Below are 22659 nucleotides of genomic sequence, written 5' to 3'. Positions count from 1 at the left end.
GTAACCGATGAAGGGGCGACACCGATGGAAGCACGCATGAAGAGCCGGGCGAATCCCGACGTGACGACGGCGATCCAGCACCTCTACAAGGCGATTCACGCCAGTGGCGTCGAGCCGCGCGTGCTCGACCTGGTCCACCTGCGGGCCAGCCAGATCAACGGCTGCAGCCCGTGCGTCTTCGCCGGGGTCGCGGCGGCCAGGAAGCACGGGGAGACCGACGAGCGGCTGCACAACGTGGTCGCGTGGCGCGAGACGCCCTTCTTCACCGAGGCGGAGCGAGCCGCGCTCGCGCTGACCGAGGCCGCCACCCGGATCCAGGACGGCGCGCCGGGTGTGACCGACGAGATCTGGGACGCCGCCGCCGCGCACTTCGACGAGGCGCAGCTGTCCGCGATCAATCTGGAGATCGCGCTGACCAACTTCTTCAACCGGATCAACCGTACGGTCCGGGAGCAGGCCGGCAAGAGCTGGTGAGCCGGGCGGGGCGTCGTCCGTCCGGAGGCCGCGGCCTCCGAAGCGAGGGATGACGCCCCGCCGCCCGGGACGCCGGAGGCACGGACGACGGCGTGGTCAGCGGATGCCGACGTAGAAGCGGGTCTGGTCGCTGCGGTGGAGGGCGTGGTAGGCCTCGAACCTGGTGTTGTCCTCCAGCCACGCGACCGACTCGATGCCAAGGAGCGGCGTCGAGGTGGACACCTCCAGGAGCGCCGCGTCCTCCCGGTCGGGGAAGACCGCCTCGATCCAGCGGTCGGCCGCCGCGGGCTCGATGCCGTACCGGCGCCGCAGCGTGTCGTAGAGCGACTGGTTCTCCAGGACGACCCGCTCCAGGCCGGGGACGAGCCGGGCGGGCAGGGCCGTCTCGACGAGCAGCCACGGCTGGCCGTCGACGCGGCGGAGCCTGCGCAGCCGTACGACCTGTTCCCCCTGCGGGATCCGCAGCAGCGCGGCCTCCCGTTCGTCGGCCTCGCCGAGCGCCTGGCGGATGGTCTGGGTGGTCACCCGGCGGCCCGACTCCCGCAGGTCGTCGGCGGATCCGGACATCGACCCGACGAACCTCAGCTCGGTCTTGCGGGGGGCGACGAAGGCCCCCTTGCCCTTCACCTTGTAGATCAGTCGCTGCTGGACCAGCTCGCGCAGCGCCTCCCTGACCACCGTGCGGGAGACGCCGAACAGGTCGCTCAGCTCGGCCTCCGACGGCAGCGGCCGGTCGGGGCCGCGCTCGCCGCTCTCGATCTCCGCGCGCAACGCCCGCATGAGCTGCATCCACAGCGGTTCCGCCCCGTCGCGGTCCAGGGGCGGATAGGTCAGGGTCACGGGAACCTCCTTGGCGGCACCGCAGCAGCATGCCCGACCAACACCTGTCACTACAAGTGGTGGGAGCCGTCATCAAGATTATCCATGACTCTCCAAGTAGTCCGACCGGAAACAGCCTCTTGACATGCCCGAAACGCCGTCTTAGTTTGCTTGTCACTACAGGCCTGTAATGACAAGTCGGCATCGGGCCGACGTGTCCCAGCCGATCTCCCCCCTCGCGAACCCGCTCTGACTGGAGACACCATGCACATGCGTCCCACACGCCGGCCCTGGCGCGCCGCCTCGGCCGCGGCGATCTCCGCTCTCGCCGTCCTGGCCGCGGGCTGCGGCTCCGGTGGCTCCGGTGACACCGCCGCCGCGGACGGGGCCGCGAGCGGCGGCAACGGCGGCGGCAAGCCCTTCATCGCGCTGAGCAACGGCTTCATCGGCAACGGCTGGCGGCAGACGATGATCGCCAAGTTCGAGGCCGCCGCCCAGCAGGCCAAGAGCGACGGGCTGATCGGCAAGTACAAGGTCGTCAACGCGCCGGGCGACAACTCCGCGACCGAGCAGGTCGCCCAGATCAAGAGCCTGCTGCTGCAGAAGCCCGACGCCCTGCTCATCGACCCGGCCTCGCCGACCGCGCTGCAGCCCGTCATCCAGCAGGCCTGCAATTCGGGCGTCAAGGTCGTGGTCTTCGACTCGGCCATCGACGCGCCCTGCGCGCACGTGCTGCAGAACAGCTTCGTCGACTGGGCGACGTACGCCGCGAAGCCGCTCCTGGAGGGCATCGGCGGCAAGGGCTCGGTCATCGTGAGCCGCGGCGTCGTCGGGTCCCAGCCCGAGGCCGAGATGCTCGACACCACCAAGAAGATCCTCGGGGACTACCCCGGGGTGAAGACCGTGGCGACGGTGACCGGCATGTGCGACGGCGCCACCGCGCAGAAGGCGGTGCTCGGCGTGCTGTCCAGCGTGCCGAAGGTCGACGGCGTCATCGGCTGCGGCGACGGCTACGGCGTGGCCCAGGCGTTCGCCACGGCCGGCAAGACCGTGCCCGCGGTGGACTTCGAGACCAACGGCCGCGCGCTGAGCTACTGGCGGGACAACAAGATCGACAACGGCTCGGTCGCCGTCATGTCCGACCCCGGCCAGTCGGTCGCGGCCCTCTGGGAGGCGCTCGACCTGCTCGACGGCAAGGACGTGCCCAAGCAGATGACCTTCCCGATCGTCCTGATCGAGCAGAAGGACCGCGACGCCTGGGCCTCGGTGCTCAAGCCCGACGAGTACGCCGCCTGGCCGTGGACCCGCGACCTGTTCCGGCAGCAGGTCGAGGCCGTCAAGACCGGTGGCAAGCCGGTGCAGCCGCCGATCCCGTCGGCGCAGGGCTGACCCGCTCCACACACCGCACGCAGGAGACGGAGGAGACCGGGCATGCACGTCGACAATCTCCCGGCCGGCGGCACCGCGCCGCCGGACACGGACACCGGACCGGCCGGCCGGCCGCCCGTCGTCACCGCCAGGGGCGTGACCAAGACGTACGGGCGCACCCGGGCGCTGGCGGGCGTGGACCTGGAGGTCCGCGCGGGTGAGGTGCTCGGGCTGGTCGGCCACAACGGCGCCGGCAAGAGCACCCTCATGCGGGTCCTCGCCGGGCTGGAGCCCTGCGACGCCGGCACGGTCCTCGTCCACGGCGCGAAGGCGTCCGCCGGAGACTTCCGCACGGTGCGGATGGCCTACCAGGAGACGTCGCTGTGCCCCGATCTCACCGTGGCGGAGAACATGTGGGTGTCCTCGCGGCACTGCCTGCCCCGCCTGCGGTGGCGGCGGGCCGCGAGCGACGCGGTGCGCCGCCGCCTCGACGAGATGTTCCCCGGTCACGGCGTCTCCCCGCGCGATCGGGTGGAGGACCTGTCGCTCGCCCGCCGCCAGATGGTGGAGATCGCCCGCGCCTGCCTGGTGGACCGGCTCGACCTGCTGATCCTCGACGAGCCCACCGAGTCGCTCGGCCCGGACGCCGCCCGGTCGCTGTACGCCTACGTGCGGCGGCTGACCGAGGCCGGGACGGCCGTGCTGCTCATCTCGCACCGCATCCGGGAGGTCCTCTCGGTGGCCGACCGCGTCGCCGTCCTGCGCGACGGCGCGGTCACCGCCGAGCGGCCCGCCTCCGGCCTGAGCGAACCGGACGTCCTCGGGCTGATGGGCGCGCACGTCGCCGCTCCGCCGACGTTCGGCGCGCCGGCCGCCGCCGGGACCGCCGCCCGCGAGACGGTGGCCGAACTGCTCGGGGCCACCGGCCCCGGCCTGCGGGAGGTCACCCTGCGGGTCGGCAGGGGCGAGGTCGTGGGCCTCGCCGGGCTGGCCGGTCAGGGCCAGCAGGAGGTGCTCGAACGCCTGTGGCGGCCCGTCCGGCGCGACACCACCGTCGGTGTGAGCCGGGCGTACGTGCCCGGCGACCGGCAGCGCTCGGGGGTGCTGCCCCTGTGGAGCGTGGGCGACAACCTGATCGTGACCGCGCTGCGCGGGATCGCCCGGCGCGGGCTGCGCCGCCCGGCGGAGGAACGCGCCGTCGTCGCCGACTGGGTGAAGCGCCTGTCGATCAGGGGCGGCGCGGAGGCCGGGATCACCGAACTGAGCGGCGGCAACCAGCAGAAGGTCATCGTCGCCCGCGCGTTCGCCTCCCCCGCCGGGCTCGTGCTGCTCGACGACCCGTTCCGGGGCGTGGACGTGCACACCAAGACCGATCTGTACGGCCTGATCCGGCAGGAGGCGGCGAAGGGCCGCAGCGTCGTCTGGTACTCCAGCGAGAACGCCGAGATGGCCCACTGCGACCGGGTCTACGTCTTCCGCGCCGGCCGGGTGGTGGCCGAACTCACCGGCGAGGAGATCTCCGAGGAACGCATCATCGGCGTCTCCTTCGCCGAGAAGGGAGAAGACGACTGATGGCCCAGCTTCTCGCCCCCGCCCTGCCGGGCCGGGCGCGGATGCGCCGCTCCGCACCCGCCGCGGTAAGCGCCGTGGCCCTGATCGTGATGATCGGCGTCTGCTCGTCGCTCCAGCCGGGCGTGCTGACCGTGGAGGGCCTCACCCTGGTCCTGTCCGCGACCGTGCCGCTGGTGATCGCCGCGCAGGCCCAGATGACGCTGATGGCCGTCGGCGACATCGACCTCGGGATCGGCAACTTCGTCGGCCTGGTCACCGTGGTCTCCGCCACGCTGCTGGTGTCGTCGCCCCTGACCGGCGTCCTCGTGCTGGCCGGGCTGGTCGCGGCGTACGCCGTCCTCGGCCTCCTCATCCACCTGCGGCAGGTGCCGGCGCTGATCGCGACCCTCGGCGCGTCGTTCGTCTGGCTCGGCCTCGGCCTGTTCCTGCTGCCCACCCCCGGCGGCACGACCCCGGAGTGGCTGGCGTCCTTCGGCGCGTGGCAGCCCGCCGGCTTCCCCGCGCCGCTGCTGCCGATCGTGGTCGTCGCCCTGCTGGTCTACCTGCTCTCCGCGCGCAGCGCCCTCGGGGTGCGGATGCGCGGCCTCGGCAGCAACCCGGTCGCGCTGCGGCGGGCCGGGCTGCGCCCGGTGACCTCCCGCGTCGTCGCCTACGCCGCGGCGGGCGTGCTCGGCGTGCTGTCCGGCCTCGTCCTGGCCTCCCAGACGGGCGGCGGGGACGTGTCGTCGGCCTCCAGCTACACGCTCATGACGGTGGCCGCGGTGATCCTCGGCGGCGGCTCCTTCGCCGGCGGCACCGCGGTGCCGTGGGGCGCGGCCGTCGGCGGGGTCACGCTGGGCCTGGTCAGCGTGGTTCTCAGCCTGCTCGACGTGCGGTCCGACATGCAGTCGGCCGTACAGGGAGTGATCGTCCTGGCCGTGCTCGCCGGCCGCGTCGTCGTGGGGAAGGTGCTGCGATGAACATCCGCGTGGCCGGGCCGCGCTCCTGGAGCGGCCCCCGGAACGGCGCCCCCTGGGTCTGGGGCTTCGCCGCCGCCGCGCTCGTGTGGCTGGTGATCCTGGTCATCTCGGGCCAGGGCGGCGGGCAGACGGTCTCCCTGGCCCTGTCCCTCGCGCCCTACCTCGTCATCGTCGGGCTCGGGCAGATGCTGGTCGTCACCGCGGGCCCGGGCAACATCGACGTGTCGGTCTCTTCGGTCATCTCGCTCGCCGGGTTCGTCTCGGTGGCGGCGGCCTCCGCGACCGGCTCGGCGGCCGTGGGCATCCTCGCGGGCATCGGCGTGGGCGTCCTCGTCGCGGCGGTCAGCACCGTGGCCATCCTCGGCCTGTCCGTGCCCCCGATCATCGCCACGCTGGCCGCGGGGCTCGTCGCCTCGTCGATCACGCTGTCGACGGCCAACGGCTTCACCGCCGTGCCCGACGCCGGGCTCCGCGCGGCGCTCAACCTCCGTCCGGCGGGCGTACCGGTCCTCGCGCTGGCGATCGCGGTGCTGACCGTGCTCGTCGCCGCCCTGCTGCGCCGTACGGTCTACGGGCGGTCGCTGGTCGCGGTGGGGCAGAACCGCCGCGCCGCCGAACGGGCCGGCGTCCCGGTGGCCCGGGTCATCGCCACGACGTACCTGCTGAGCGGGGCGCTGGCCGGGCTGACCGGCGCGCTGCTCGCCGCCTACATCGCGCCCTCGGCCGATCTCGGCACCCGCTACCTGCTCGACTCCGTGGCCGTCGTGGTCATCGGCGGCACGCTGATCTCCGGCGGCCGGGCGGTCCCGGTGGGCGTGTGGGGCGCGGCCCTGTTCTTCATCCTCCTCGACGGCCTGGTCAACCTCGTCGGCTGGAGCACCGCGGCGCAGAACCTGCTCAAGGGCGGCCTGGTGCTCTTCGTCCTGTTCCTCGCAGGCGGAGGCGACCGTAGCGGAGGCCTGGCCTCCCTGTTCAGACGGCGGCCGCGACCCGCGGCCGCCACGACCACCACCACTATCACAGGAGACGACACTGATGGCTGACACCGACGGCCTGCTCGACGCCCGCGACTTCGGGACGTCCGGGCCCGCGGCGGGCGGCTTCCACGTCAAGGGCGCGCACGGGCAGGACTGGGGCCTGCGCAACCGCCTGTCGCGCATCTTCCGGCCGGACACCGGGCGCACGGTCATGCTCGCCTTCGACCACGGCTACTTCGTGGGGCCGATGGCCGGTCTGGAGCGCCTCGACACCCGGATCGCCCCGCTCACGCCGGACGCCGACGCGATCATGATGACCCGCGGCGCGCTGCGCACCAGCATCCCCGCGACCACGGGCGCGGGAATCGTGCTGCGCGCCAGCGGCGGCCCGAGCATCCTGCGCGAGCTGTCCGACGAGCACATCGCGCTCGACATGGAGGACGCGCTGCGCCTCAACGCCGCGGCCGTGGCCATCCAGGTGTTCATCGGCGGCGAGCACGAGTCGCGGTCGGTGGCCAACCTGGCCGCGCTGGTCGACGCCGGTCAGCGGCACGGCGTGGCCGTGCTCGGCGTCACCGCCGTCGGCAAGGACATGGTCCGCGACGCGCGCTACTTCCGCCTCGCCACCCGGATCAGCGCGGAGATGGGCGCCCACATCGTCAAGACGTACTACGTGGAGGACGGCTTCGAGACCGTCACCGCGAGCTGCCCGGTGCCGATCATCGTGGCCGGCGGCAAGAAGCTGCCGGAGCTGGACGCCCTGACGATGGCCTACCGGTCGATCCAGGAGGGCGCCGCGGGCGTCGACATGGGCCGCAACATCTTCCAGAGCGAGAACCCCGCCGGGATGCTCGCCGCCGTCCGCGGGGTCGTGCACGACGGGCTCAAGCCCGAGGAGGCGTACGAGATCTTCCAGGAGAAGACGGCCGGCGCCGCGATCTGAACCCCCAAGGGCGCGGGTCCGGCGAGCGCCGCCCGCGGACCCGCGCCCGTCATTCCCCCGGGAGCCTCCCATGTCGCACCATGTCCCCTCCGGCGAGAACGACGTCGTCGATCTCGCCGTCATCGGAGCCGGTATCAACGGGCTCGCCATCGCCCGGGACGCCGCGGCCCGCGGCCTGCGCGTCGTCGTCGTCGACCGCGCCGACGTGGGCTCGGGCACGTCGAGCACCTCCAGCCGGCTCATCCACGGCGGCCTCAAGTACCTGGAGCGCTACGACCTCGCGCTCGTGCACGAATCCATCCGGGAGCGGCACCTGCTGTTCCGCACCGCTCCGCACCTCATCCGCGACTACCCGATGCTGATCCCCTTCTACAAGGGGAACACCCGGCCCGGCACGCTCATCCGCCTCGGCCTGCTGGCGTTCGACCTGCTGGCTCTGGGCCGGGGACGCGGCCTGAGCCGGACCGTCCCGGTCCGCACCGTGGCCCGCAGGTGGCCCACGCTCTCCCGCGACGGCCTGCGCGGGGCCGCGCTCTTCCACGACGCGCAGGTGCCCTGGGCGGAGCGGCTCTGCGTCGAGCTGTTCCTCGACGCGCACCGCCTCGGCGCGCGGGTGCTGACCTACACCTCCGTCACCGGACTCGTCGTCGAGGGCGACCGCGTCGCGGGCCTGCGCACCGAGGACGTGCGGACGGGGGCGCGCGGCGAGATCCGGGCCGCCGTCACCGTCAACGCCGCCGGGCCGTGGATCGACCGGATCCTCGACGGCCAGATCGAGAGCCGCCGCCTGAACGGCGGCACCAAGGGCAGCCACGTCGTGCTCGACCCGTTCCCCGGCGCCCCCGACACCTGCATCTTCTTCGAGGCGGCGGCCGACGGCAGGCCGATCTTCGTCTTCCCCTGGCAGGGCCGCTACGTGCTCGGCAGCACCGACCTGACGTACGAGGGCGACCTGGACGAGGTCGTCGCGAGCGACGCCGAGATCGAGTATCTGCTCGCGGAGACCAACCGGATCTTCCCCGGCGCCGGGCTGACCCCCTCCGACGTGCTGTGGAGCGTCGCCGGGATCCGGCCCCTGCCGTACACGAGCGGGGTGTCGGACAACGCGAAGATCAGCCGTGGGCACACGGTGCTCGACCACGGGCCGGCGTACCGGGGGCTGCTGACCGTCATCGGCGGCAAGCTCACCACCCACCGGGCGCTGGCGGAGGACGTCACCGACGCGGCGCTGCGCGTGCTCGGCCGCCGTCCCCGCCCGTGCGTCACCCGGGAACGGCCCCTGCCCGGCGCGGAGACCTCGGCCTGGCCGGAGTTCGTCCGCGACTTCCTCCGCGACTCGCCGCTCGACCGGGCGTCCTCCCGCCGCCTGCTGCAGCTCTACGGCGTGCGCGCCCGCAGGGTGCTGGAGATCGCCGCCGGGGACCCCTCGCTCGCCGAGGTGGTCGACAAGGAGACCGGGGCGCTCGCCGCCGAGGTCGTCATGGCCGTACGCGAGGAGGGGGCGGTGACGCTGGCCGACGTCATGCTGCGGCGTATCCTTGTCGGGCTCAACGGCGACATGGGCCTGAACAGCGCCGCGACCTGCGCGGACGTCGCCGTACGCCACCTCGGTTGGGACGAGGACCGGGCCCGTTCCGAGGTGGCCGCGTACGAGAGGGAGCTGTGGCGCCACCGCCCCCGCGCCCTGGCCGAGGCGGCGGGCACTGGCGGAAGCACTGGCGGGGGCACGGGCGGGAGCAGGGGCAGCGGGAGGACGGCATGACGAACCAGGCCACGTGTTACATCGGGGTCGACGTGGGCCTGACCGCGTCGAAGGCGGCGGCGTTCGACGCGGAGGGACGCGAGGTGGGGGTGGTGCACGCCCGCACGCCGCGCACCAGCGTGACGGCCCACCGCCACGACGTGGACATGGCCGGCCTCGCCGAGACCGTCGTGTCGCTGCTCGGCGACCTCGCGGGCAAGCTCGCGGCCGACGGGTACGTGCCGGCCGGGATCGGCGTCGCGGCCCACGGCAACGGGCTCTATCCCGTCGACGAGTCGCTGCGGCCGGTCGGGCCGGCCATCGCGTCGTCCGACAGCCGCGCCCAGCACATCGTGGACGCGATCGAGCCGGAGGCGGCCCGCCGCCTCGCCGCCGAAACCGGCTCCATCCCGTGGGCCGCCCAGCCCGCCGTGCTGCTGCGCTGGATGCACGACGCCGAGCCGGAGGCGTACGCGAGGACCCGGTGGGCGCTGTCGTGCAAGGACTGGGTGACCTCGCGGCTCACCGGCGTGCCCAGCGCCGACTACAGCGACGCGAGCGCGTTCGGGATGGTCGCGCTGGACACCCGCGCCTACACCCCGACGGCACTCGAACTCGTGGGGCTGCCGGCCGCGGACCTCGACCGCTTCCCTCCGCTGCGCGAGTCGGGGCAGGTCGTCGCCGGGCTGAGCGCGCGGGTCGCGGAGCTGACCGGGCTGCCCGAGGGGCTGCCGGTCATCGCGGGCTGCATGGACTGCGTGGCCGCGACACTCGGCGCGGGCGGCCGGGCGCCGGGCGACGTCACGATCATCGTGGGGACGTGGGCCATCAACGGGGTCGTCGTCCCCGCGGCGACGCCCGCGCCCGAGGTCACGCTCAGCGCGCTGATGCCGGACTCGGGCACGATGCTCGCCATGGAGGTCGCGCCCACGTCGGCCGCCAACCTCGACTGGCTGAGCTCGGCCTCGGCCCCGCACCGGCAGACGGGCGGCGGCGTCCCCGCGGCGGAACTGCTGGAGGAGGCGGCGACGGTCGAGCCGGGCGCCGGCGGTCTGCTGTTCCTGCCCTTCGTCAACGGCGCCCCCGAGCATCCGGCGGCCTCCGGGACGTTCCTCGGCGTCTCCGCCGTCCACCGCCGCGGTCACCTCACCCGCGCGGTCATCGAGGGCGTCGCCCAGTATCACCGGGTCCAGCTCGACCGGGTCCTGGCCAGCGGGGCCGACGTCGGCGACCGGCCCTGGCGGCTGGCCGGCGGCGGCGCGCGGTCGGAGGTCTGGGCGCAGGTGTTCGCCGACGTGCTCGGCCGTCCCGTCCGGCGGCAGCTCACCAGCGAGCTGGGCGCGCGGGGGGTCGCCTCGCTGCTGCCCGCCGCGCTCGGCCACAGCGACGTACCGTGGTCGGTCAGCGACACCGACGACCTGTGCGTGCGTCCCGGTCCCGCCCGGGAGGCGTACGTCCGGCAGGCGGAGGTGTTCGACCGGTGCCTCACCGGGATGTCGGCCGCATGGGTGGAGATCGAGCGGTACCGTACGGCGGGGTTCGAACCCGCTCCCGCGGCCTCCGCGGGCTGAGCCCCGCCCGCCACCTCCGGCGTGGATCCGTCGTCGCGTGGCGCCCGCGTCGCGGGCGCGTGGAGGCCGGACGTCGCGCGGGACGTCCGGCGGACGCGTGAAGCCCGGTGTCGCGGCCGTGCGGGGTCGCGAACGCCGTGGGCGTCACGCTGACGGCCGCCCGGAGACGGCGGGTGCGGGGGCGGGTGCGCGGGCGGCGGGTGTCTCACCGGCCGCCCGCGCCCGCCCGAACTCCTCGCATGACCCGGTCGCGTCACACGACCCGGCCGCGTGGCGCGGCCCGGGCTCGTCGCGAGTGCCCCGGCGCGTCGCACCGCCCTTCGCGAGGGAGTCGGCGCGTCTCAGAGCTTGGGCTTGTGCGCCTTGTAGAGCCAGGCGTCGAACAGGGCGTCGAGGTCCTGGCCGGAGAGCCGCTCGGCGAGGTCCACGAAGTCCTTCGTGGTGACCGTGGAGTGCCGGTTCTCCTCCGTCCACGTGCGCAGCAGCGTGAAGAACGTCTCGTCGCCGATCTTCTTGCGCAGGGCGTGCACGGTCATGGCGCCGCGCGTGTAGATCGCGTCGCCGTCGAACATGCCGGCGCGTCCCGGATCGCCCGTCCTGAGCTTCCAGAAATCGCTGCCGCTCTTGTTCTTGTAGAGCTTCGCGAAGGTCTTCTCGGCCGACGGACCGCCGTGCTGCTCCTCGTACAACCACTCGGCGTACGTCGCGAAGCCCTCGTTGAGCCAGATGTCCTTCCAGCTCCGCAGGCCGACGCTGTCGCCGAACCACTGGTGGGCCAGCTCGTGCACGATGACCAGGTCGTCGGCCATGCCCTTGTCGTACACCGGCCTGCCCTGGGTCTCCAGCGAGTAGGAGACGTTGAGCCTGTCGGCGATGCCGCCGGTGGACGTGAACGGGTAGGCGCCGAAAACCTTCGACTCCCACCTGATCGCCTTGGCGGTGGTGCGGTGCAGGTACCTGAACTCCTTGGCCAGCGAGGGGTCGACCGCCGTGATGCTGGGGATGCCGTCGACGGTGCCCTCGGTGACCTTGAACTTCCCGATCGCGACCGTGGCGAGGTACGGCGCCATGGGCTGGGACATCTCCCACCTCCACGTGCTGTAGCCGCCGCGGACGCCGACGATCCCGGAGTTCTTCGGCTCGCCGTTGGCGAGGACCGTGACGCCGTGGGGCGCGGAGACCTGGAAGCTGAAGGTGGCCTTGTCGCGGGGGTTGTCGTTGACCGGGAACCAGCTGCGGGCGCCGTCCGGCTCGGCCACGACGACGGCGCCGTCCGTGGTGTCGATCCAGCCGGAGGCGCCGAGCGCCTCGTCCTGGATCGACTTCGGCCGGCCCGCGTAGGACACCTCGACCGTGAACTTCTCCCCCGACGGCAGCCCGTGCCGGGGGGTGACGACGAGTTCCTGACCCTTCCGCCGGTACGCCGCCCGCTTGCCGTTGACCTCGACGCGGCTGATCTTCGGCCCGGAGAAGTCGAGGTTGAAGCGGGACAGGTTCTTGGTCGCCGTGGCCGTGATCGTGGTGGTGGCGCTGATGTGGTGCGTCTTCGGCGTGAACCTCAGCTTGATCGCGTAGTGGCCGGCGTCGTACCCGCCGTTGCCCGCGTGCGGGAAGTACGGGTCTCCCAGGCCGGCCGAGCCCGGCGTGTAGGTGTCGGCCCAGGCCGCGGGGGCGGTCACCAGGGAGGCGGTCAATGTGAGACCGGCGGCGAGGACAGCCGTCAGGGGGGATGATCTGCGAAGCATGAGCACCATCGTGGTGCATCGCGCCACGAAATTGACACTTGTTGCGATTTATGAGGGTTTTCCGGCGGAGCCGGATGCCGCTTCAGCCCGGACGCCGGGCTATTGATCACGAATACCCGAAATGGGTGGAGATCCTTCGATAGGCTCGGGAACCTATGCGGATCGCCAGCGTCTCCTTCCGGTACGGACGGCGCGACCCGTGGGTCCTGTCCGACGCCGATCTGGTCCTCGATCCCGGGGACGTCGCCGAGGTCGTGGGCCCCAACGGCACCGGCAAGTCGACCCTCCTGCGGCTCACCGCCGGGCTGCTCAGGCCCGTACGCGGACGCGTGGAGGGCCGCCCCCGGGTCGTCGGGTACGCCCCCGAGCGCTTCCCCGCCGACCAGCCGTTCACGGTGGCGGCCTATCTGCGGCACATGGCGGCGGTCCGCCGCGTGACCCAGGACGCGATCGGCCACTGGAGCGAGCGGCTCGGCATGGACCACCTGCTCGGCCGGCGTCTGCCGGACCTGTCCAAGGGCAGCGCCCACAAGGTGGGCCTCGCCCAGGCGCTGCTCGCCGAGCCGGGGCTGCTCGTGCTCGACGAACCGTTCGCCGGGCTCGACACCGCCACCCGCGCCGAGCTTCCCCGGATCATCGGGGAGATCCGCGCGCGCGGCGGGATCGTGGTGGTGAGCGACCACCAGGGCGACCTGCGCGACTTCCCCGGGCTGCGCCGTTTCGAGGTCCGCGACCGCGCCGTACGGGAACTGGAGCCGGTCGAGCGGGCCGCCGAGGAGCCTCTGACCGTGCTGGAGGTGGCGGTGCCCGCGTCGAGGGCCGCGGAACTGGCCGACCGCCTGCGCGCCGAGGGCTGCACGGTGCGCATCACGGCCCGCGTCGCCGGGGAGGCCGCGGGATGACCTCCGTGATCGCCCTGGCGCGGTTCCGCGTCGCCGGATACGTCGCCTCGCACCGGGCCCTGCAACCACTGTTCGCGCTGCTCGCGCTGCTCGCGGTCCTCTACGCCACCGCCGTGCCCACCGGTCAGGAGATCGCCGCCACGGCCGACTCGGCGGCCATGCTCGTGCCGGTGCTCGCGTGGGCCGCCCGCGGCCTGCTGGACACCGAGCCGGACGAGCAGCGCGCCGTCGCCCTGTCCGCCCTGCGAACGCGGGAGCAGGTGAGCGGCCTGCTGGCGGCGTTCGCCTCGCTGCTCGTGCTCGCCGCGATCGCCGAAGCCGCGCTGCTCGGCCGGCTGACCACCGTCCCCACGACCGGCGTGCTGCTGACCGGCGTGTGGCTGCATCTGCTGTCGGCGGCGGCGGGGCTCGCCCTCGGGGCGTTGACGAGCCGCCCGATCCTGCGCTCCCCGGCGGTCTCCACGATGGCCCTGATCTTCGGGTACCTGCTGATGCTGATGATCAGCCTCACCGGGGCCCGCTGGCTCACCGTGCCGGTGATGGGCTGGATGCGGGACGCCCATCACGGAGTGCTGCTGGCGAACCCGCTCCTGCTCACGGCGCAGTCGCTACTGTGGCCCGCGATCGGCCTGGCGGCCTACACGTGGCTGCGCCGCATCCGGCCGTGACCCGCCGCGGCCGACCCTACGGCTGACTCTGCGGCCGACCCGCTACGGCCGACGCGCTACGGCTGGGGCGCGGCGGCGAGCTGGCCGCACGCCCCGTCGATCTCCCGTCCCCGCGTGTCCCGCACGGTGACGGCGACGCCATGGGACTCCAGGCGGCGTACGAAGGCCCGCTCGTCCTCGGGACGCGACGCGGTCCACTTCGAGCCGGGGGTGGGGTTGAGCGGGATGAGGTTGACGTGCACCAGCTTGCCCTTGAGCAGGCGGCCGAGCAGGTCGGCCCGCCACTCCTGGTCGTTGACGTCCTTGATCAGCGCGTACTCGATGGAGACGCGCCGCTTGGTCCTGGCCGCGTAGCTCCAGGCCGCGTCGAGCACCTCGGCGACCTTCCACCGCGTGTTGATCGGCACGAGCGTGTCCCTGAGCTCGTCGTCCGGAGCGTGGAGGGAGACGGCGAGCGTCACCGGCAGGCCCTCGTCGGCCAGCTTGCCGATCGCCGGCACCAGGCCGACCGTGGAGACGGTGACCCCGCGGGCCGAGATGCCGAGGCCCTCCGGCGCGGGATCGACCAGGCGGCGGACGGCGCCGATGACGGCCTTGTAGTTGGCCATCGGCTCACCCATGCCCATGAAGACCACGTTGGTGACGCGCCCCGGCCCGCCCGGGACCTCGCCCCGCGCCAGCGCCCGCGCCCCCGCGACGACCTGCTCGACGATCTCGGCGGTGGACATGTTGCGGGTGAGCCCCGCCTGCCCCGTCGCGCAGAACGGGCAGTTCATGCCACACCCGGCCTGGGAGGACACGCACATCGTGACGCGGTCGGGATAACGCATGAGGACCGACTCGACCAGCGAGCCGTCGAACAGCTTCCACAGGTTCTTGCGGGTGGTGCCGCCGTCGCAGGTTATCTCGCGTACGGACGTCAGCAGCGGAGGCATGAGCTGCTCCACCAGCCGCTCGCGCAGCGGCGCCGGCAGGTCGGTCATCTGCTCCGGCGAGCCGGTCAGCCGGGTGAAGTAGTGCCGCGAGAGCTGGTCGGCGCGGAACGGCTTCTCGCCGATCTCGGCCACGGCCGCCCTGCGCTCGGCCATCGTGAGGTCGGCCAGATGGCGCTGCGGCTTGGCCCGTCGGGGCGCGACGAAGGTCAGCTGCCCGGTCTTCGGCTGCTCGCTCACGCGAAACCCTTTCCATCTCCTCGCGGCCGTCCTCTTAACGACTGCCGCGAGCGGTTCTACATTCTGTCTGGCGGCCGAATCCCGCAGGCCTACGAGAGGTGAGGTGTGGACATCACTGTCGTGCTCACCAGCCCCAACCCCTACGGGAGCCGCACACTGACGATCGAAGCCGACCGGACCTCCTCCGTAGCTTACCTTCGCGACGCGCGGGGGATCGTCCACGGAGCGGTCTGGCTGGCCAACCACGTCCCGGCCCCCGCCGAGACGGACCCCGCACGGGTGGGCGCCGGGCTGCCGCCGGTGCTGCCCGCGAACCGCACCACGCGGCCGCAGGGCACCTCGCCGCTCGACCCCGCGGCGCTGTCGGTGCTGTGGTTCGAGGAGGGCGACGGCGTCGCCCTGTACGAGAACGGCGAACTCCTCGCGGTCATTCCGTCCTGGGCCGACCTCGACCGCGGCCTGCCCGGATACGCCAGGGACGCGGTCGGGGAGTCGCCGTACGCATGGTCGCTCGCGGAGGCGCTGGAGGGGCTGGCCCCCCGCGTGGCCAAGGCCCGCGCCTACTGGCAGTGGCGGCAGGCGGAGGGAAGCTGGGCCACCTTCCAGCAGTTCGTGCTGGGTCACCTCGACGGCAGGCTCGGCCCGCCGGGTCGCTACTGGGACGTCGGCGGCGACCGCCTGCCGCTCGTCGGCGTCAGCGAGCGCCCGCCGACGTTCACCAGGGACTACACCGTCCTGTCGACCGTGGGCATGAGCTGCCAGCGGATGCCCACCGCGGAGATGTACGACACGGCGTGCCGGGTGGAACTCGCGCTCGCGACCAGGCAGGATCCGAGGGTCGCCGCCCGGTTGTTCTCCTGGCTCGGGCAGTACCCGTGGCGGTCGGTGACCTGGCTGGGGCATGGGCACACGGCCCGCTGGTTCCAGAAGCCGGTGACGTTCCCGCTGGGCGGCGGGCATGAGGGGGTCCTCATGCTGATGGACCCGCCAGGACTACCGGATATGTCCGGATTCATGTTTGGCGGGGACGTCGTACGGTGGCTGTGGCTGCTCCCGCTCACCGACGCCGAACTCCGCCTGGTGGCCGAGCAAGGGCATCGGGCGGTGACCGAGCGGCTCACCCTCACCAGCCGGATCTGACCCGGCGTCGCGGTCGCCGGGCGACCGGTTGTGCGGCGCGGACCGTTATGAGGCGCGGTGGTTGTCGGGCGCGGCCGGTCGTCAGGCGACCGGAACGAGCAGGGTGAGCAGCAGCCACACGGGGACGAGCGTGAACAGCAGCGAGTCGAGACGGTCCATCGCCCCGCCGTGGCCCGGCAGCAGCGTGCCCATGTCCTTGATCCCGATGTCGCGCTTGATCACCGATTCGACCAGGTCGCCGAGCGTCGCGCAGGTGACTCCGGCCAGGCCGACGACCGCGCCCTCCCAGTACTCGCCGCCCAGCAGGAAGTGCACCAGTAAGGCGCCGGCGACGACGCAGGCGAGGGTGGACCCGGCGAAGCCCTCCCAGGTCTTCTTCGGGCTGATGAGCGGCGACATGCGGTGCCTGCCGAAGAAGATTCCGGCGAAGTAGCCCCCGATGTCGCTGCAGACCGTCACCGCGACGAACACGATCACCCGGTCGGGCCCGTCCTCGGGGGCCAGCAGCAGGGGGACGAACCCGGCGATCAGCGCCGGGTAGGCCGCGACGAACAACGCGGCCGTCGCGTCCCGGACGAAGCCCTCGGCGCCCTGGAACATCCGCCACGCCAGCAGCACCATCACGGTCACCGCGAACGCGCCGACCAGGAACGTGGCACCGCCCCAGTACGGGCCGAGCACCATGGCCGCCATGCCCGCGAGCAGCGGCGCGAGGGGCACCCGCACACCGTAGCCGCCGAGCGCCTTGACGATCTCGTGAACACCCACGCCGACGGCCACCAGGACCACGACGAGGAACGCCACCTTGACAAAGTAGAGCGAGCCGATGACCACCGCGCCCAGCGCGACGCCGACCGCCACGGCGGCCGGGAGGTTGCGCCCGGTGCGGCCGGTGGCCTTCCCGGCGTCGCCGGACGGCGCGGCCGCGTCCGCCGGGTCGTCCCTCTCGGTGCCGTGCCCGGCGCCGGAGGGGCCGGTCGCGCCCCCCGCCGGGTTCCGGTCGCCGGCGGCAGCAGTTCCGTCCACAGCGTCTCACTCTCCATATACGCGTGATCCTTGTGCCGCACCTGCCCATGGCGCGGCACAAGGATCACGGTCATGCCGTTCGGCCCTAGGTCGTGTCTGACAAATCAAGCCCTGCTGCGCGTGGGGCAGCCTTTGTCAGGCACTCCCGGGGGCCGCGGTGTCAGACCTCGAGCAGCTCGGCTTCCTTGTGCTTCAGCAGCTCGTCGATCTTCGCGACGTGCTTCTGGGTGAGGTCGTCGAGCTCCTTGACCGCGCGGTGGACCTCGTCCTCGCCGGCCTCGCCATCCTTGACGAGCCTGTCGAGGATCTCCTTGGCGTGCCGCCGGATGTTCCGCACGGACACCCGGCCGTGCTCCGCCTTGTTGCGGGCGACCTTGATGTACTCCTTGCGGCGTTCCTCCGACAGCTCGGGGAACACCACGCGGATCACGGTGCCGTCGTTGCTGGGGTTGACGCCGAGGTCGCTGTCGCGGATGGCCCTCTCGACCCCGTTCAGCGAGCCCTTGTCGTACGGCTGGATGAGCACCATGCGCGCCTCGGGGACGTGGAACGACGCGAGCTGCTGGATGGGCGTCGGCGACCCGTAGTAGTCAACGTTGATCTTGTTGAACATCGAGGGCGTCACGCGGCCGGTGCGGATGCTCGCGAAGTCGTCCTTGGCGACCGTCACCGCCTTGTCCATCTTCTCCTCGGCCTCGAGGAGGGTTTCGTCGATCACTGCGGCTCCCTACTTCCCTGCCGGACTCACCAGCGTGCCGATCTTCTCACCGCGGACCGCCCGCAGGATGTTGCCCTCGCCCATGAGGTCGAAGACCACGATGGGCAGGCCGTTGTCCATGCACAGGCTGATCGCGGTGGCGTCCATGACCCCGAGTCCCCGCGTCAGCACCTCACCGTACTCAAGCTGGTCGAATCGGACCGCGTCGGGGTTCTTGCGCGGGTCCGAGTCGTACACGCCGTCGACCTGGGTGCCCTTCAGCAGCGCCTCGGCGCCGATCTCCAGCGCGCGCTGCGCGGCACAGGTGTCGGTCGAGAAGAACGGCGACCCGAGGCCCGCGCCGAAGATGACCACGCGCCCCTTCTCCAGGTGGCGGATCGCCCGGCGCGGCAGGAACGGCTCGGCCACCTGCTGCATCGTTATGGCCGTCTGCACGCGGGTGTCGATGCCGCGCTTCTCCAGGAAGTCCTGCAGGGCGAGACAGTTGATGACCGTCCCCAGCATCCCCATGTAGTCGGCCCGGGCGCGGTCCATGCCGCCCTGCGACAGGGCCGCGCCGCGGAACATGTTGCCCCCGCCGACGACGACGGCCACCTGCACGCCCTCGCGGACCGCCTCGGCGACCGAGTCCGCGAGCTGGGCGACGACGCGCGGGTCGATCCCGAGGGACTCGCCACCGGCGAACGCCTCACCCGACAGCTTCAGCATCACCCGCTTCCACCGCAGCGGCCCGTCGTACGACGAAGCCGCCGGCGTGGCGGGTCTGGTGTTCTCCTGCACGGCGGCGGCCTCCTCGTGTCGCGTGGGTCGATCCTGGCAATTAAGCCTAAGCCTGGCCGACCTTGTAGCGGGTGAAGGCCAGGACCTTGACGCCGGCCTCGTCCGCGACCTTCGCGATCGTCTTCTTGTTGTCCTTGACGAACGCCTGCTCAAGGAGCGTGAAGTCCTTGTACCAGCCGTTGACCCGGCCATCGACGATCTTCGGGATGGCGCCCTCGGGCTTGCCCTCCTCGCGGGTCATCTGCTCGAACAGCGACCGCTCCTTCTCGATGACCTCGGCGGGCACCTCGGCGGGGCTGAGGTACTTCGGGGCCATCGCGGCGGTGTGCTGGGCGATGTCCTTGGCGATCTCGGCGTTCGGCGTGTCGAGCTGCACGAGCACGCCCACGGCCGGCGGGAGCTGCGGGTCGGTCTTGTGCATGTAGGAGGTGATGAAGCCACCCTCCAGCACGGAGAACCGGCGGATCTCGATCTTCTCGCCGAGCGCCGCGTTGGCCTCGTCGAGCAGCTCCTTGACGGTCTTGCCGTTCAGCTCGGACTCGAGCAGGGACGGCACGTCGGCGGGCTTGCTCGCGACGATGTGCGCGACGATGTCGGCGGCGAGCTCCTGGAAACGCTCGTTCTTGGCGACGAAGTCGGTCTCGCAGTTGAGCTCCAGCAGCGCCGCGAGGGAGTCGCCCTCGTGCTTGACGGCGACCAGGCCGTTCGACGCGGTGCGGGCCTCGCGCTTGCCGACGTCCTTGGCGCCCTTGAGGCGCAGGATGTCGACGGCCTTGTCGAAGTCGCCCTCGGACTCCTCGAGCGCCTTCTTGCAGTCCATCATGCCGGCGGCGGTCAGCTCACGAAGCCGCTTGACGTCGGCCATGTTTACGGAAGCCATTGTCCAATTTCCTCTTCGGGACCCGGATGCGAATCGTCGTGGGGGCGGGGCCGGCCGTGTGGCGCGCCCGCCCGGTGGAGCCGTGGGCGCCGGTGCCCGGTACGGCACCGGCGCCTGGGACCAGGTCTTCCCTGGGGTCCCCGCCTGTCGGAAGCGGCCGGAGCCGCGCCGGCGGGGACCGGTGGTCCTACCCTAGGCCTGCTCGGCCTGCTCGCCCTGCTCGGCGGCGGGAGCCTCGGCGGCCTCGGCAGCCGGGGCCTCCGCGGTCTCGGCGGCCGGAGCCTCGGCGGTCTCGGCGGTCTCAGCGGCCGGAGCCTCGGCGGCGGGGGCCTCCAGGAGCTCGCGCTCCCACTCGGCCAGCGGCTCGGCGGCGGCGACGCCCGCGGGCTTCTCGTCACCGCGACCGGCGCCCGCACGGGTCATCAGGCCGTCGGCGACGGCGTCGGCGATCACGCGAGTGAGGAGGCTGACGGCGCGGATGGCGTCGTCGTTGCCCGGGATCGGGTAGTCGACCTCGTCGGGGTCGCAGTTGGTGTCCAGGATCGCGACGACCGGGATGCCGAGCTTCTTGGCCTCGTTGATCGCGATGTGCTCCTTCTTGGTGTCCACGACCCAGACCGCGCTCGGGACGCGGGCCATGTCACGGATACCGCCGAGGGTGCGCTCCAGCTTCTCCTTCTCGCGGCGGCGCATGAGGAGCTCCTTCTTGGTGAGCCCGGAGCCGGCCACGTTGTCGAAGTCGAGCTCCTCCAGCTCCTTGAGCCGCTGGAGCCTCTTGTGCACGGTGGAGAAGTTGGTGAGCATGCCGCCCAGCCAGCGCTGGTTCACGTACGGCATGCCGACGCGCGACGCCTGCTCGACGATCGACTCCTGCGCCTGCTTCTTCGTGCCGATGAACATGATGGTGCCGCCGTGCGCGACGGTCTCCTTCACGAAGTCGTAGGCACGGTCGATGTACGACAGCGACTTCTGCAGGTCGATGATGTAGATGCCGTTGCGCTCGGTGAAGATGAAGCGCTTCATCTTCGGGTTCCACCGGCGGGTCTGGTGGCCGAAGTGAACGCCGCTCTCCAGCAGCTGCCGCATGGTGACGACAGGGGCCATGGTGATGGTCCTCCATGGTCGTGTGCCCTTGGGCACGGTCTCGGTTGGTCACGCGGGCCCTCTTGCCCGCGCCCTGACGCCCCGGGCCGCCACTTTCACCGGACGCGGTCCGGACCGAGAAAGGCGGCTCGTGAATGGGCGTGCGAATTCGGCCTAACAGGCCGTCGAACAGTCTACCCGGATCCGCCCCTTCCGATGACCCTCCGCGGGCGTGGCACCCGGCGGCGCCCCGCAGGCTCCTCCCGGCGCTCCCGAAGAGGGTCTTCACCTCGGCGGCTTCCGCGGGCGCGGCCCCTTCAGAGCGCCCAGGCGGCGGGGTGCTCACCCTGGCGGGGCGGCGGGGTCGTCCAGCCCGGCCGCACGCCCCCGGCGAGGCCGGGGGGCGTCACATAGGTGAGCGTGCCGAAGGGACTGTCCATCGTCGCCAGCAGATCCTCGACCGCAGGTCGCGGCACTCCCCCGCCGTCGATCCGGCCGAGATCGTCGAGCCAGGTCGCGGTCCGCGCCAGCGACACCTCGACGTGCCAGGAGCCGCCCTCGGCGGTGCGCCGGATCAGCGCCGCGACCGCGCCGAAGGCCGCCAGATATCCCGTGGCGTGATCGAGAGCCTGGGCGGGCAGCGGCGCGGGCCGCAGCCCGTCGCCGTTCTCATGGGCGATCCCGCTCGCCATCTGGACGAGGCTGTCGAACCCGCGCCGGGAGGCCCACGGCCCCCGGCTTCCGTAGGCGGAGACATCGACGCAGACGACGCCCGGCCGCAGGGCGGCCAGGTCGTCCGGCCCGAAGCCCCTGGCCCGGAGTGTCCCCGGCCGATACGCCTGGATGACCACGTCGGCCCCGCGGACCAGTTCCCGCAGCCGCTCCCGGCCCGTCTCCGAGCGCAGGTCGACGTGGCACGACCGCTTGCCGAACGCCGTCTCCACCACGAGCCCCGGCACCTCCGGCAGGTGTGCGGCGCCCACCCGCAGGACGTCCGCGCCGTAGGCCGCGAGAGTGCGGGCGGCCACCGGACCGGCGATCACCCTGGTGAGATCGAGCACCCGGACGCCGCCGAGCGGTCGTGCCCAGCCGCCCGCGCCGTGCTCCCCCACCTCGCCCCGGCCACGGCTCCCGCCGCCGTCCTCCGGGCAACCGGGGGCGGGCAGCCGGGAGAGACCGACCAGAGGGAGGCCGGCCAGGGCCCGCGCCTGCGGGTGCGCGAGCCATTCCGCCCTGCTCCGCATCGCGGCCGCGCACCCGCCCTCGCGGACGACCGCCTCCTCGACCTCCACGGCCGTACGGCCGGCGCACGCCCTCTCGACGGCCTCCTTGCCCGACCCCGGGGCGAGCCCGAGCGCGCGCAGGGCGGCGTCCCTGTGGTGGTCGAAGTTGCAGTGGAGCCGGACCCAGCCGTCCGAGGCGGGGTAGTCCCCCGACAGAGCCGCCCAGACGGCCATGGCCTTCCCGTCCGTACGGAAGTGCCGCTCGCTCTGGAAGGCCACGGCGGCGTGGCGGACGTCGATCGCCACCTCGGGGTCACCGCTCCCCGCCCCCGAGTTCGGCCCGAGGCCCGGCACTGGGCCCGGCACTGGGTCCGGCTCGGAGCTCGGTCCCGCGATCGGCCCGGGATGCGGGTCGGATACCGGCCCTGAGTTCGGCCCGGGATTCGGCCCGGCCGGGCGCCCGTGCCGGGCGGCGTACGCGGCGACGGCGGCGCTCACCGCGCCGGCCGACGCCGCGGCCATCGTGCCGAGCGGGAAGACGGACGGCAGCACGGGGTCCTGTCCCGTGACGCGCACGGCGGGCAGGGCGACCCCGACACCCGCCCCCAGATCCCGGATCAACTTCTCGATCACCGCCGACTCCTCACTCCCGAACGCCCGGCGAACCCTCCGCGTACGGCGCGTCACGTCGCCGCGGCGTGGTGCTCCGCCGTCCCGCCCGGGTGGACCGGGGCAAGTATCCACGCCGGTGCCCAGCCTGCCGCGGCCACCCCTCCCGATTTCCGGCAGCGGGCCGGACTGTGGACAAGGGAGCGCTTCCCGTCCCGCGCCTGTGGATCGCTCCGCCTGTCCACAGAAAGGCGTTCGGCCGGACGTGGCCGAGGCGGGCTCGGCGAGT

At 72.5% G+C, this 22659-nt stretch carries 20 protein-coding genes; 11 read left to right on the top strand and 9 right to left on the bottom strand.

From position 1 onward, the window contains the following. The first annotated feature begins 24 nt into the window (after window positions 1–24). The gene (locus tag HHX40_RS33910; RefSeq protein WP_182883828.1) at window positions 25–474 is read left to right on the top strand and encodes a carboxymuconolactone decarboxylase family protein; all 450 of its coding nucleotides are present in this window, start codon (window positions 25–27) and stop codon (window positions 472–474) included. Between the two features lie 96 nt (window positions 475–570). Here the strand turns inward: HHX40_RS33910 and HHX40_RS33905 are convergent, their stop codons facing one another. Next, window positions 571–1314 carry a GntR family transcriptional regulator gene (locus HHX40_RS33905; RefSeq protein WP_182877509.1) on the bottom strand — a complete coding sequence of 248 codons (744 nt, stop codon included), beginning with the start codon at window positions 1312–1314 and terminating at the stop codon, window positions 571–573. A gap of 249 nt (window positions 1315–1563) precedes the next feature. Here HHX40_RS33905 and HHX40_RS33900 point away from each other — a divergent pair, with 249 nt between their 5' ends. The 7 genes from HHX40_RS33900 (at window position 1564) to HHX40_RS33870 (ending at window position 10424) form a co-directional block, all read left to right on the top strand. Next, on the top strand, window positions 1564–2682 hold the full coding sequence (locus HHX40_RS33900) for an ABC transporter substrate-binding protein (RefSeq protein WP_259404153.1): 1119 nt from the start codon (window positions 1564–1566) through the stop codon (window positions 2680–2682). A 42-nt stretch (window positions 2683–2724) separates the two neighbouring features. Continuing rightward, window positions 2725–4233 (top strand): sugar ABC transporter ATP-binding protein, encoded by a 1509-nt coding sequence (locus HHX40_RS33895; protein WP_182877507.1) that lies wholly within the window; start codon window positions 2725–2727, stop codon window positions 4231–4233. After that, window positions 4233–5192 carry an ABC transporter permease gene (locus tag HHX40_RS33890; protein WP_182877506.1) on the top strand — a complete coding sequence of 320 codons (960 nt, stop codon included), beginning with the start codon at window positions 4233–4235 and terminating at the stop codon, window positions 5190–5192. The genes HHX40_RS33895 and HHX40_RS33890 overlap by 1 nt, the downstream gene beginning before the upstream one ends. Continuing rightward, the gene (locus tag HHX40_RS33885) at window positions 5189–6235 is read left to right on the top strand and encodes an ABC transporter permease (RefSeq protein ID WP_182883826.1); all 1047 of its coding nucleotides are present in this window, start codon (window positions 5189–5191) and stop codon (window positions 6233–6235) included. The genes HHX40_RS33890 and HHX40_RS33885 overlap by 4 nt, the downstream gene beginning before the upstream one ends. Beyond that, complete coding sequence (gene lsrF, locus HHX40_RS33880) at window positions 6228–7112, top strand: 3-hydroxy-5-phosphonooxypentane-2,4-dione thiolase (RefSeq protein WP_182883825.1); 885 nt, start codon at window positions 6228–6230, stop codon at window positions 7110–7112. Before HHX40_RS33885 ends, lsrF begins: the two co-directional genes overlap by 8 nt. A 70-nt stretch (window positions 7113–7182) precedes the next feature. Then, on the top strand, window positions 7183–8874 hold the full coding sequence (locus HHX40_RS33875; RefSeq protein WP_182883824.1) for a glycerol-3-phosphate dehydrogenase/oxidase: 1692 nt from the start codon (window positions 7183–7185) through the stop codon (window positions 8872–8874). Further along, window positions 8871–10424: an FGGY-family carbohydrate kinase gene (locus tag HHX40_RS33870; RefSeq protein ID WP_182883823.1), complete on the top strand. Its 1554-nt coding sequence runs from the start codon at window positions 8871–8873 to the stop codon at window positions 10422–10424. Before HHX40_RS33875 ends, HHX40_RS33870 begins: the two co-directional genes overlap by 4 nt. A gap of 341 nt (window positions 10425–10765) precedes the next feature. On the opposite strand, the gene HHX40_RS33865 is transcribed toward HHX40_RS33870, so the two are convergent. After that, window positions 10766–12169, bottom strand: coding sequence for a M1 family metallopeptidase (locus tag HHX40_RS33865; RefSeq protein ID WP_220499914.1), 1404 nt, complete (start codon window positions 12167–12169; stop codon window positions 10766–10768). 155 nt (window positions 12170–12324) lie between these two features. On the opposite strand from HHX40_RS33865, the gene HHX40_RS33860 reads away from it, so the two are divergent. Then, the gene (locus HHX40_RS33860; protein ID WP_182883822.1) at window positions 12325–13071 is read left to right on the top strand and encodes an ABC transporter ATP-binding protein; all 747 of its coding nucleotides are present in this window, start codon (window positions 12325–12327) and stop codon (window positions 13069–13071) included. Continuing rightward, window positions 13068–13739, top strand: coding sequence for a hypothetical protein (locus tag HHX40_RS33855; protein ID WP_182883821.1), 672 nt, complete (start codon window positions 13068–13070; stop codon window positions 13737–13739). The genes HHX40_RS33860 and HHX40_RS33855 overlap by 4 nt, the downstream gene beginning before the upstream one ends. Window positions 13740–13795: 56 nt before the next feature. Here HHX40_RS33855 and rlmN read toward each other — a convergent pair whose 3' ends face one another. After that, window positions 13796–14911, bottom strand: a complete 1116-nt coding sequence (rlmN, locus tag HHX40_RS33850; RefSeq protein ID WP_182883820.1) for a 23S rRNA (adenine(2503)-C(2))-methyltransferase RlmN — start codon at window positions 14909–14911, stop codon at window positions 13796–13798. A 105-nt stretch (window positions 14912–15016) separates the two neighbouring features. Here rlmN and HHX40_RS33845 point away from each other — a divergent pair, with 105 nt between their 5' ends. Further along, window positions 15017–16051, top strand: a complete 1035-nt coding sequence (locus tag HHX40_RS33845) for a suppressor of fused domain protein (protein WP_182883819.1) — start codon at window positions 15017–15019, stop codon at window positions 16049–16051. Window positions 16052–16132: 81 nt separating this feature from the next. On the opposite strand, the gene HHX40_RS33840 is transcribed toward HHX40_RS33845, so the two are convergent. From HHX40_RS33840 to HHX40_RS33815, 6 genes are all read right to left on the bottom strand, one after another. After that, complete coding sequence (locus HHX40_RS33840) at window positions 16133–17077, bottom strand: phosphatidate cytidylyltransferase (protein ID WP_182883818.1); 945 nt, start codon at window positions 17075–17077, stop codon at window positions 16133–16135. Between the two features lie 160 nt (window positions 17078–17237). Next, window positions 17238–17795, bottom strand: a complete 558-nt coding sequence (gene frr / locus HHX40_RS33835; RefSeq protein WP_111701990.1) for a ribosome recycling factor — start codon at window positions 17793–17795, stop codon at window positions 17238–17240. 9 nt (window positions 17796–17804) lie between these two features. Then, on the bottom strand, window positions 17805–18503 hold the full coding sequence (pyrH, locus tag HHX40_RS33830; RefSeq protein WP_244460937.1) for a UMP kinase: 699 nt from the start codon (window positions 18501–18503) through the stop codon (window positions 17805–17807). 118 nt (window positions 18504–18621) lie between these two features. After that, entirely contained in the window at window positions 18622–19455 is an 834-nt protein-coding gene (gene tsf / locus HHX40_RS33825; RefSeq protein WP_111701995.1) for a translation elongation factor Ts, read from the bottom strand. 192 nt (window positions 19456–19647) lie between these two features. Continuing rightward, window positions 19648–20559: a 30S ribosomal protein S2 gene (rpsB, locus tag HHX40_RS33820; protein ID WP_138463255.1), complete on the bottom strand. Its 912-nt coding sequence runs from the start codon at window positions 20557–20559 to the stop codon at window positions 19648–19650. Window positions 20560–20855: 296 nt separating this feature from the next. Beyond that, complete coding sequence (locus HHX40_RS33815; RefSeq protein WP_310738395.1) at window positions 20856–22394, bottom strand: CoA transferase; 1539 nt, start codon at window positions 22392–22394, stop codon at window positions 20856–20858. Window positions 22395–22659 lie beyond the last annotated feature (265 nt).

It is taken from the genome of Microbispora sp. H10949, from assembly GCF_014161435.1.
GTDB lineage: Bacteria > Actinomycetota > Actinomycetes > Streptosporangiales > Streptosporangiaceae > Microbispora > Microbispora triticiradicis.
The sequence above is the reverse complement of the archived record's forward strand: the minus strand, read 5'-3'. Positions and strand labels throughout refer to the sequence as shown.

What these genes read in the sequence shown, in the direction of transcription:
- HHX40_RS33910 (WP_182883828.1), top strand. Translation starts at nt 25, where the DNA reads ATGGAAGCACGCATGAAGAGCCGGGCGAATCCCGACGTGACGACGGCG.
- tsf (WP_111701995.1), bottom strand. Translation starts at nt 19,455, where the DNA reads ATGGCTTCCGTAAACATGGCCGACGTCAAGCGGCTTCGTGAGCTGACC.
- HHX40_RS33890 (WP_182877506.1), top strand. Translation starts at nt 4,233, where the DNA reads ATGGCCCAGCTTCTCGCCCCCGCCCTGCCGGGCCGGGCGCGGATGCGC.
- HHX40_RS33860 (WP_182883822.1), top strand. Translation starts at nt 12,325, where the DNA reads ATGCGGATCGCCAGCGTCTCCTTCCGGTACGGACGGCGCGACCCGTGG.
- HHX40_RS33900 (WP_259404153.1), top strand. Translation starts at nt 1,564, where the DNA reads ATGCGTCCCACACGCCGGCCCTGGCGCGCCGCCTCGGCCGCGGCGATC.
- HHX40_RS33875 (WP_182883824.1), top strand. Translation starts at nt 7,183, where the DNA reads ATGTCGCACCATGTCCCCTCCGGCGAGAACGACGTCGTCGATCTCGCC.
- HHX40_RS33885 (WP_182883826.1), top strand. Translation starts at nt 5,189, where the DNA reads ATGAACATCCGCGTGGCCGGGCCGCGCTCCTGGAGCGGCCCCCGGAAC.
- pyrH (WP_244460937.1), bottom strand. Translation starts at nt 18,503, where the DNA reads ATGCTGAAGCTGTCGGGTGAGGCGTTCGCCGGTGGCGAGTCCCTCGGG.
- lsrF (WP_182883825.1), top strand. Translation starts at nt 6,228, where the DNA reads ATGGCTGACACCGACGGCCTGCTCGACGCCCGCGACTTCGGGACGTCC.
- HHX40_RS33895 (WP_182877507.1), top strand. Translation starts at nt 2,725, where the DNA reads ATGCACGTCGACAATCTCCCGGCCGGCGGCACCGCGCCGCCGGACACG.
- rpsB (WP_138463255.1), bottom strand. Translation starts at nt 20,559, where the DNA reads ATGGCCCCTGTCGTCACCATGCGGCAGCTGCTGGAGAGCGGCGTTCAC.
- HHX40_RS33865 (WP_220499914.1), bottom strand. Translation starts at nt 12,169, where the DNA reads ATGCTTCGCAGATCATCCCCCCTGACGGCTGTCCTCGCCGCCGGTCTC.
- HHX40_RS33855 (WP_182883821.1), top strand. Translation starts at nt 13,068, where the DNA reads ATGACCTCCGTGATCGCCCTGGCGCGGTTCCGCGTCGCCGGATACGTC.
- HHX40_RS33870 (WP_182883823.1), top strand. Translation starts at nt 8,871, where the DNA reads ATGACGAACCAGGCCACGTGTTACATCGGGGTCGACGTGGGCCTGACC.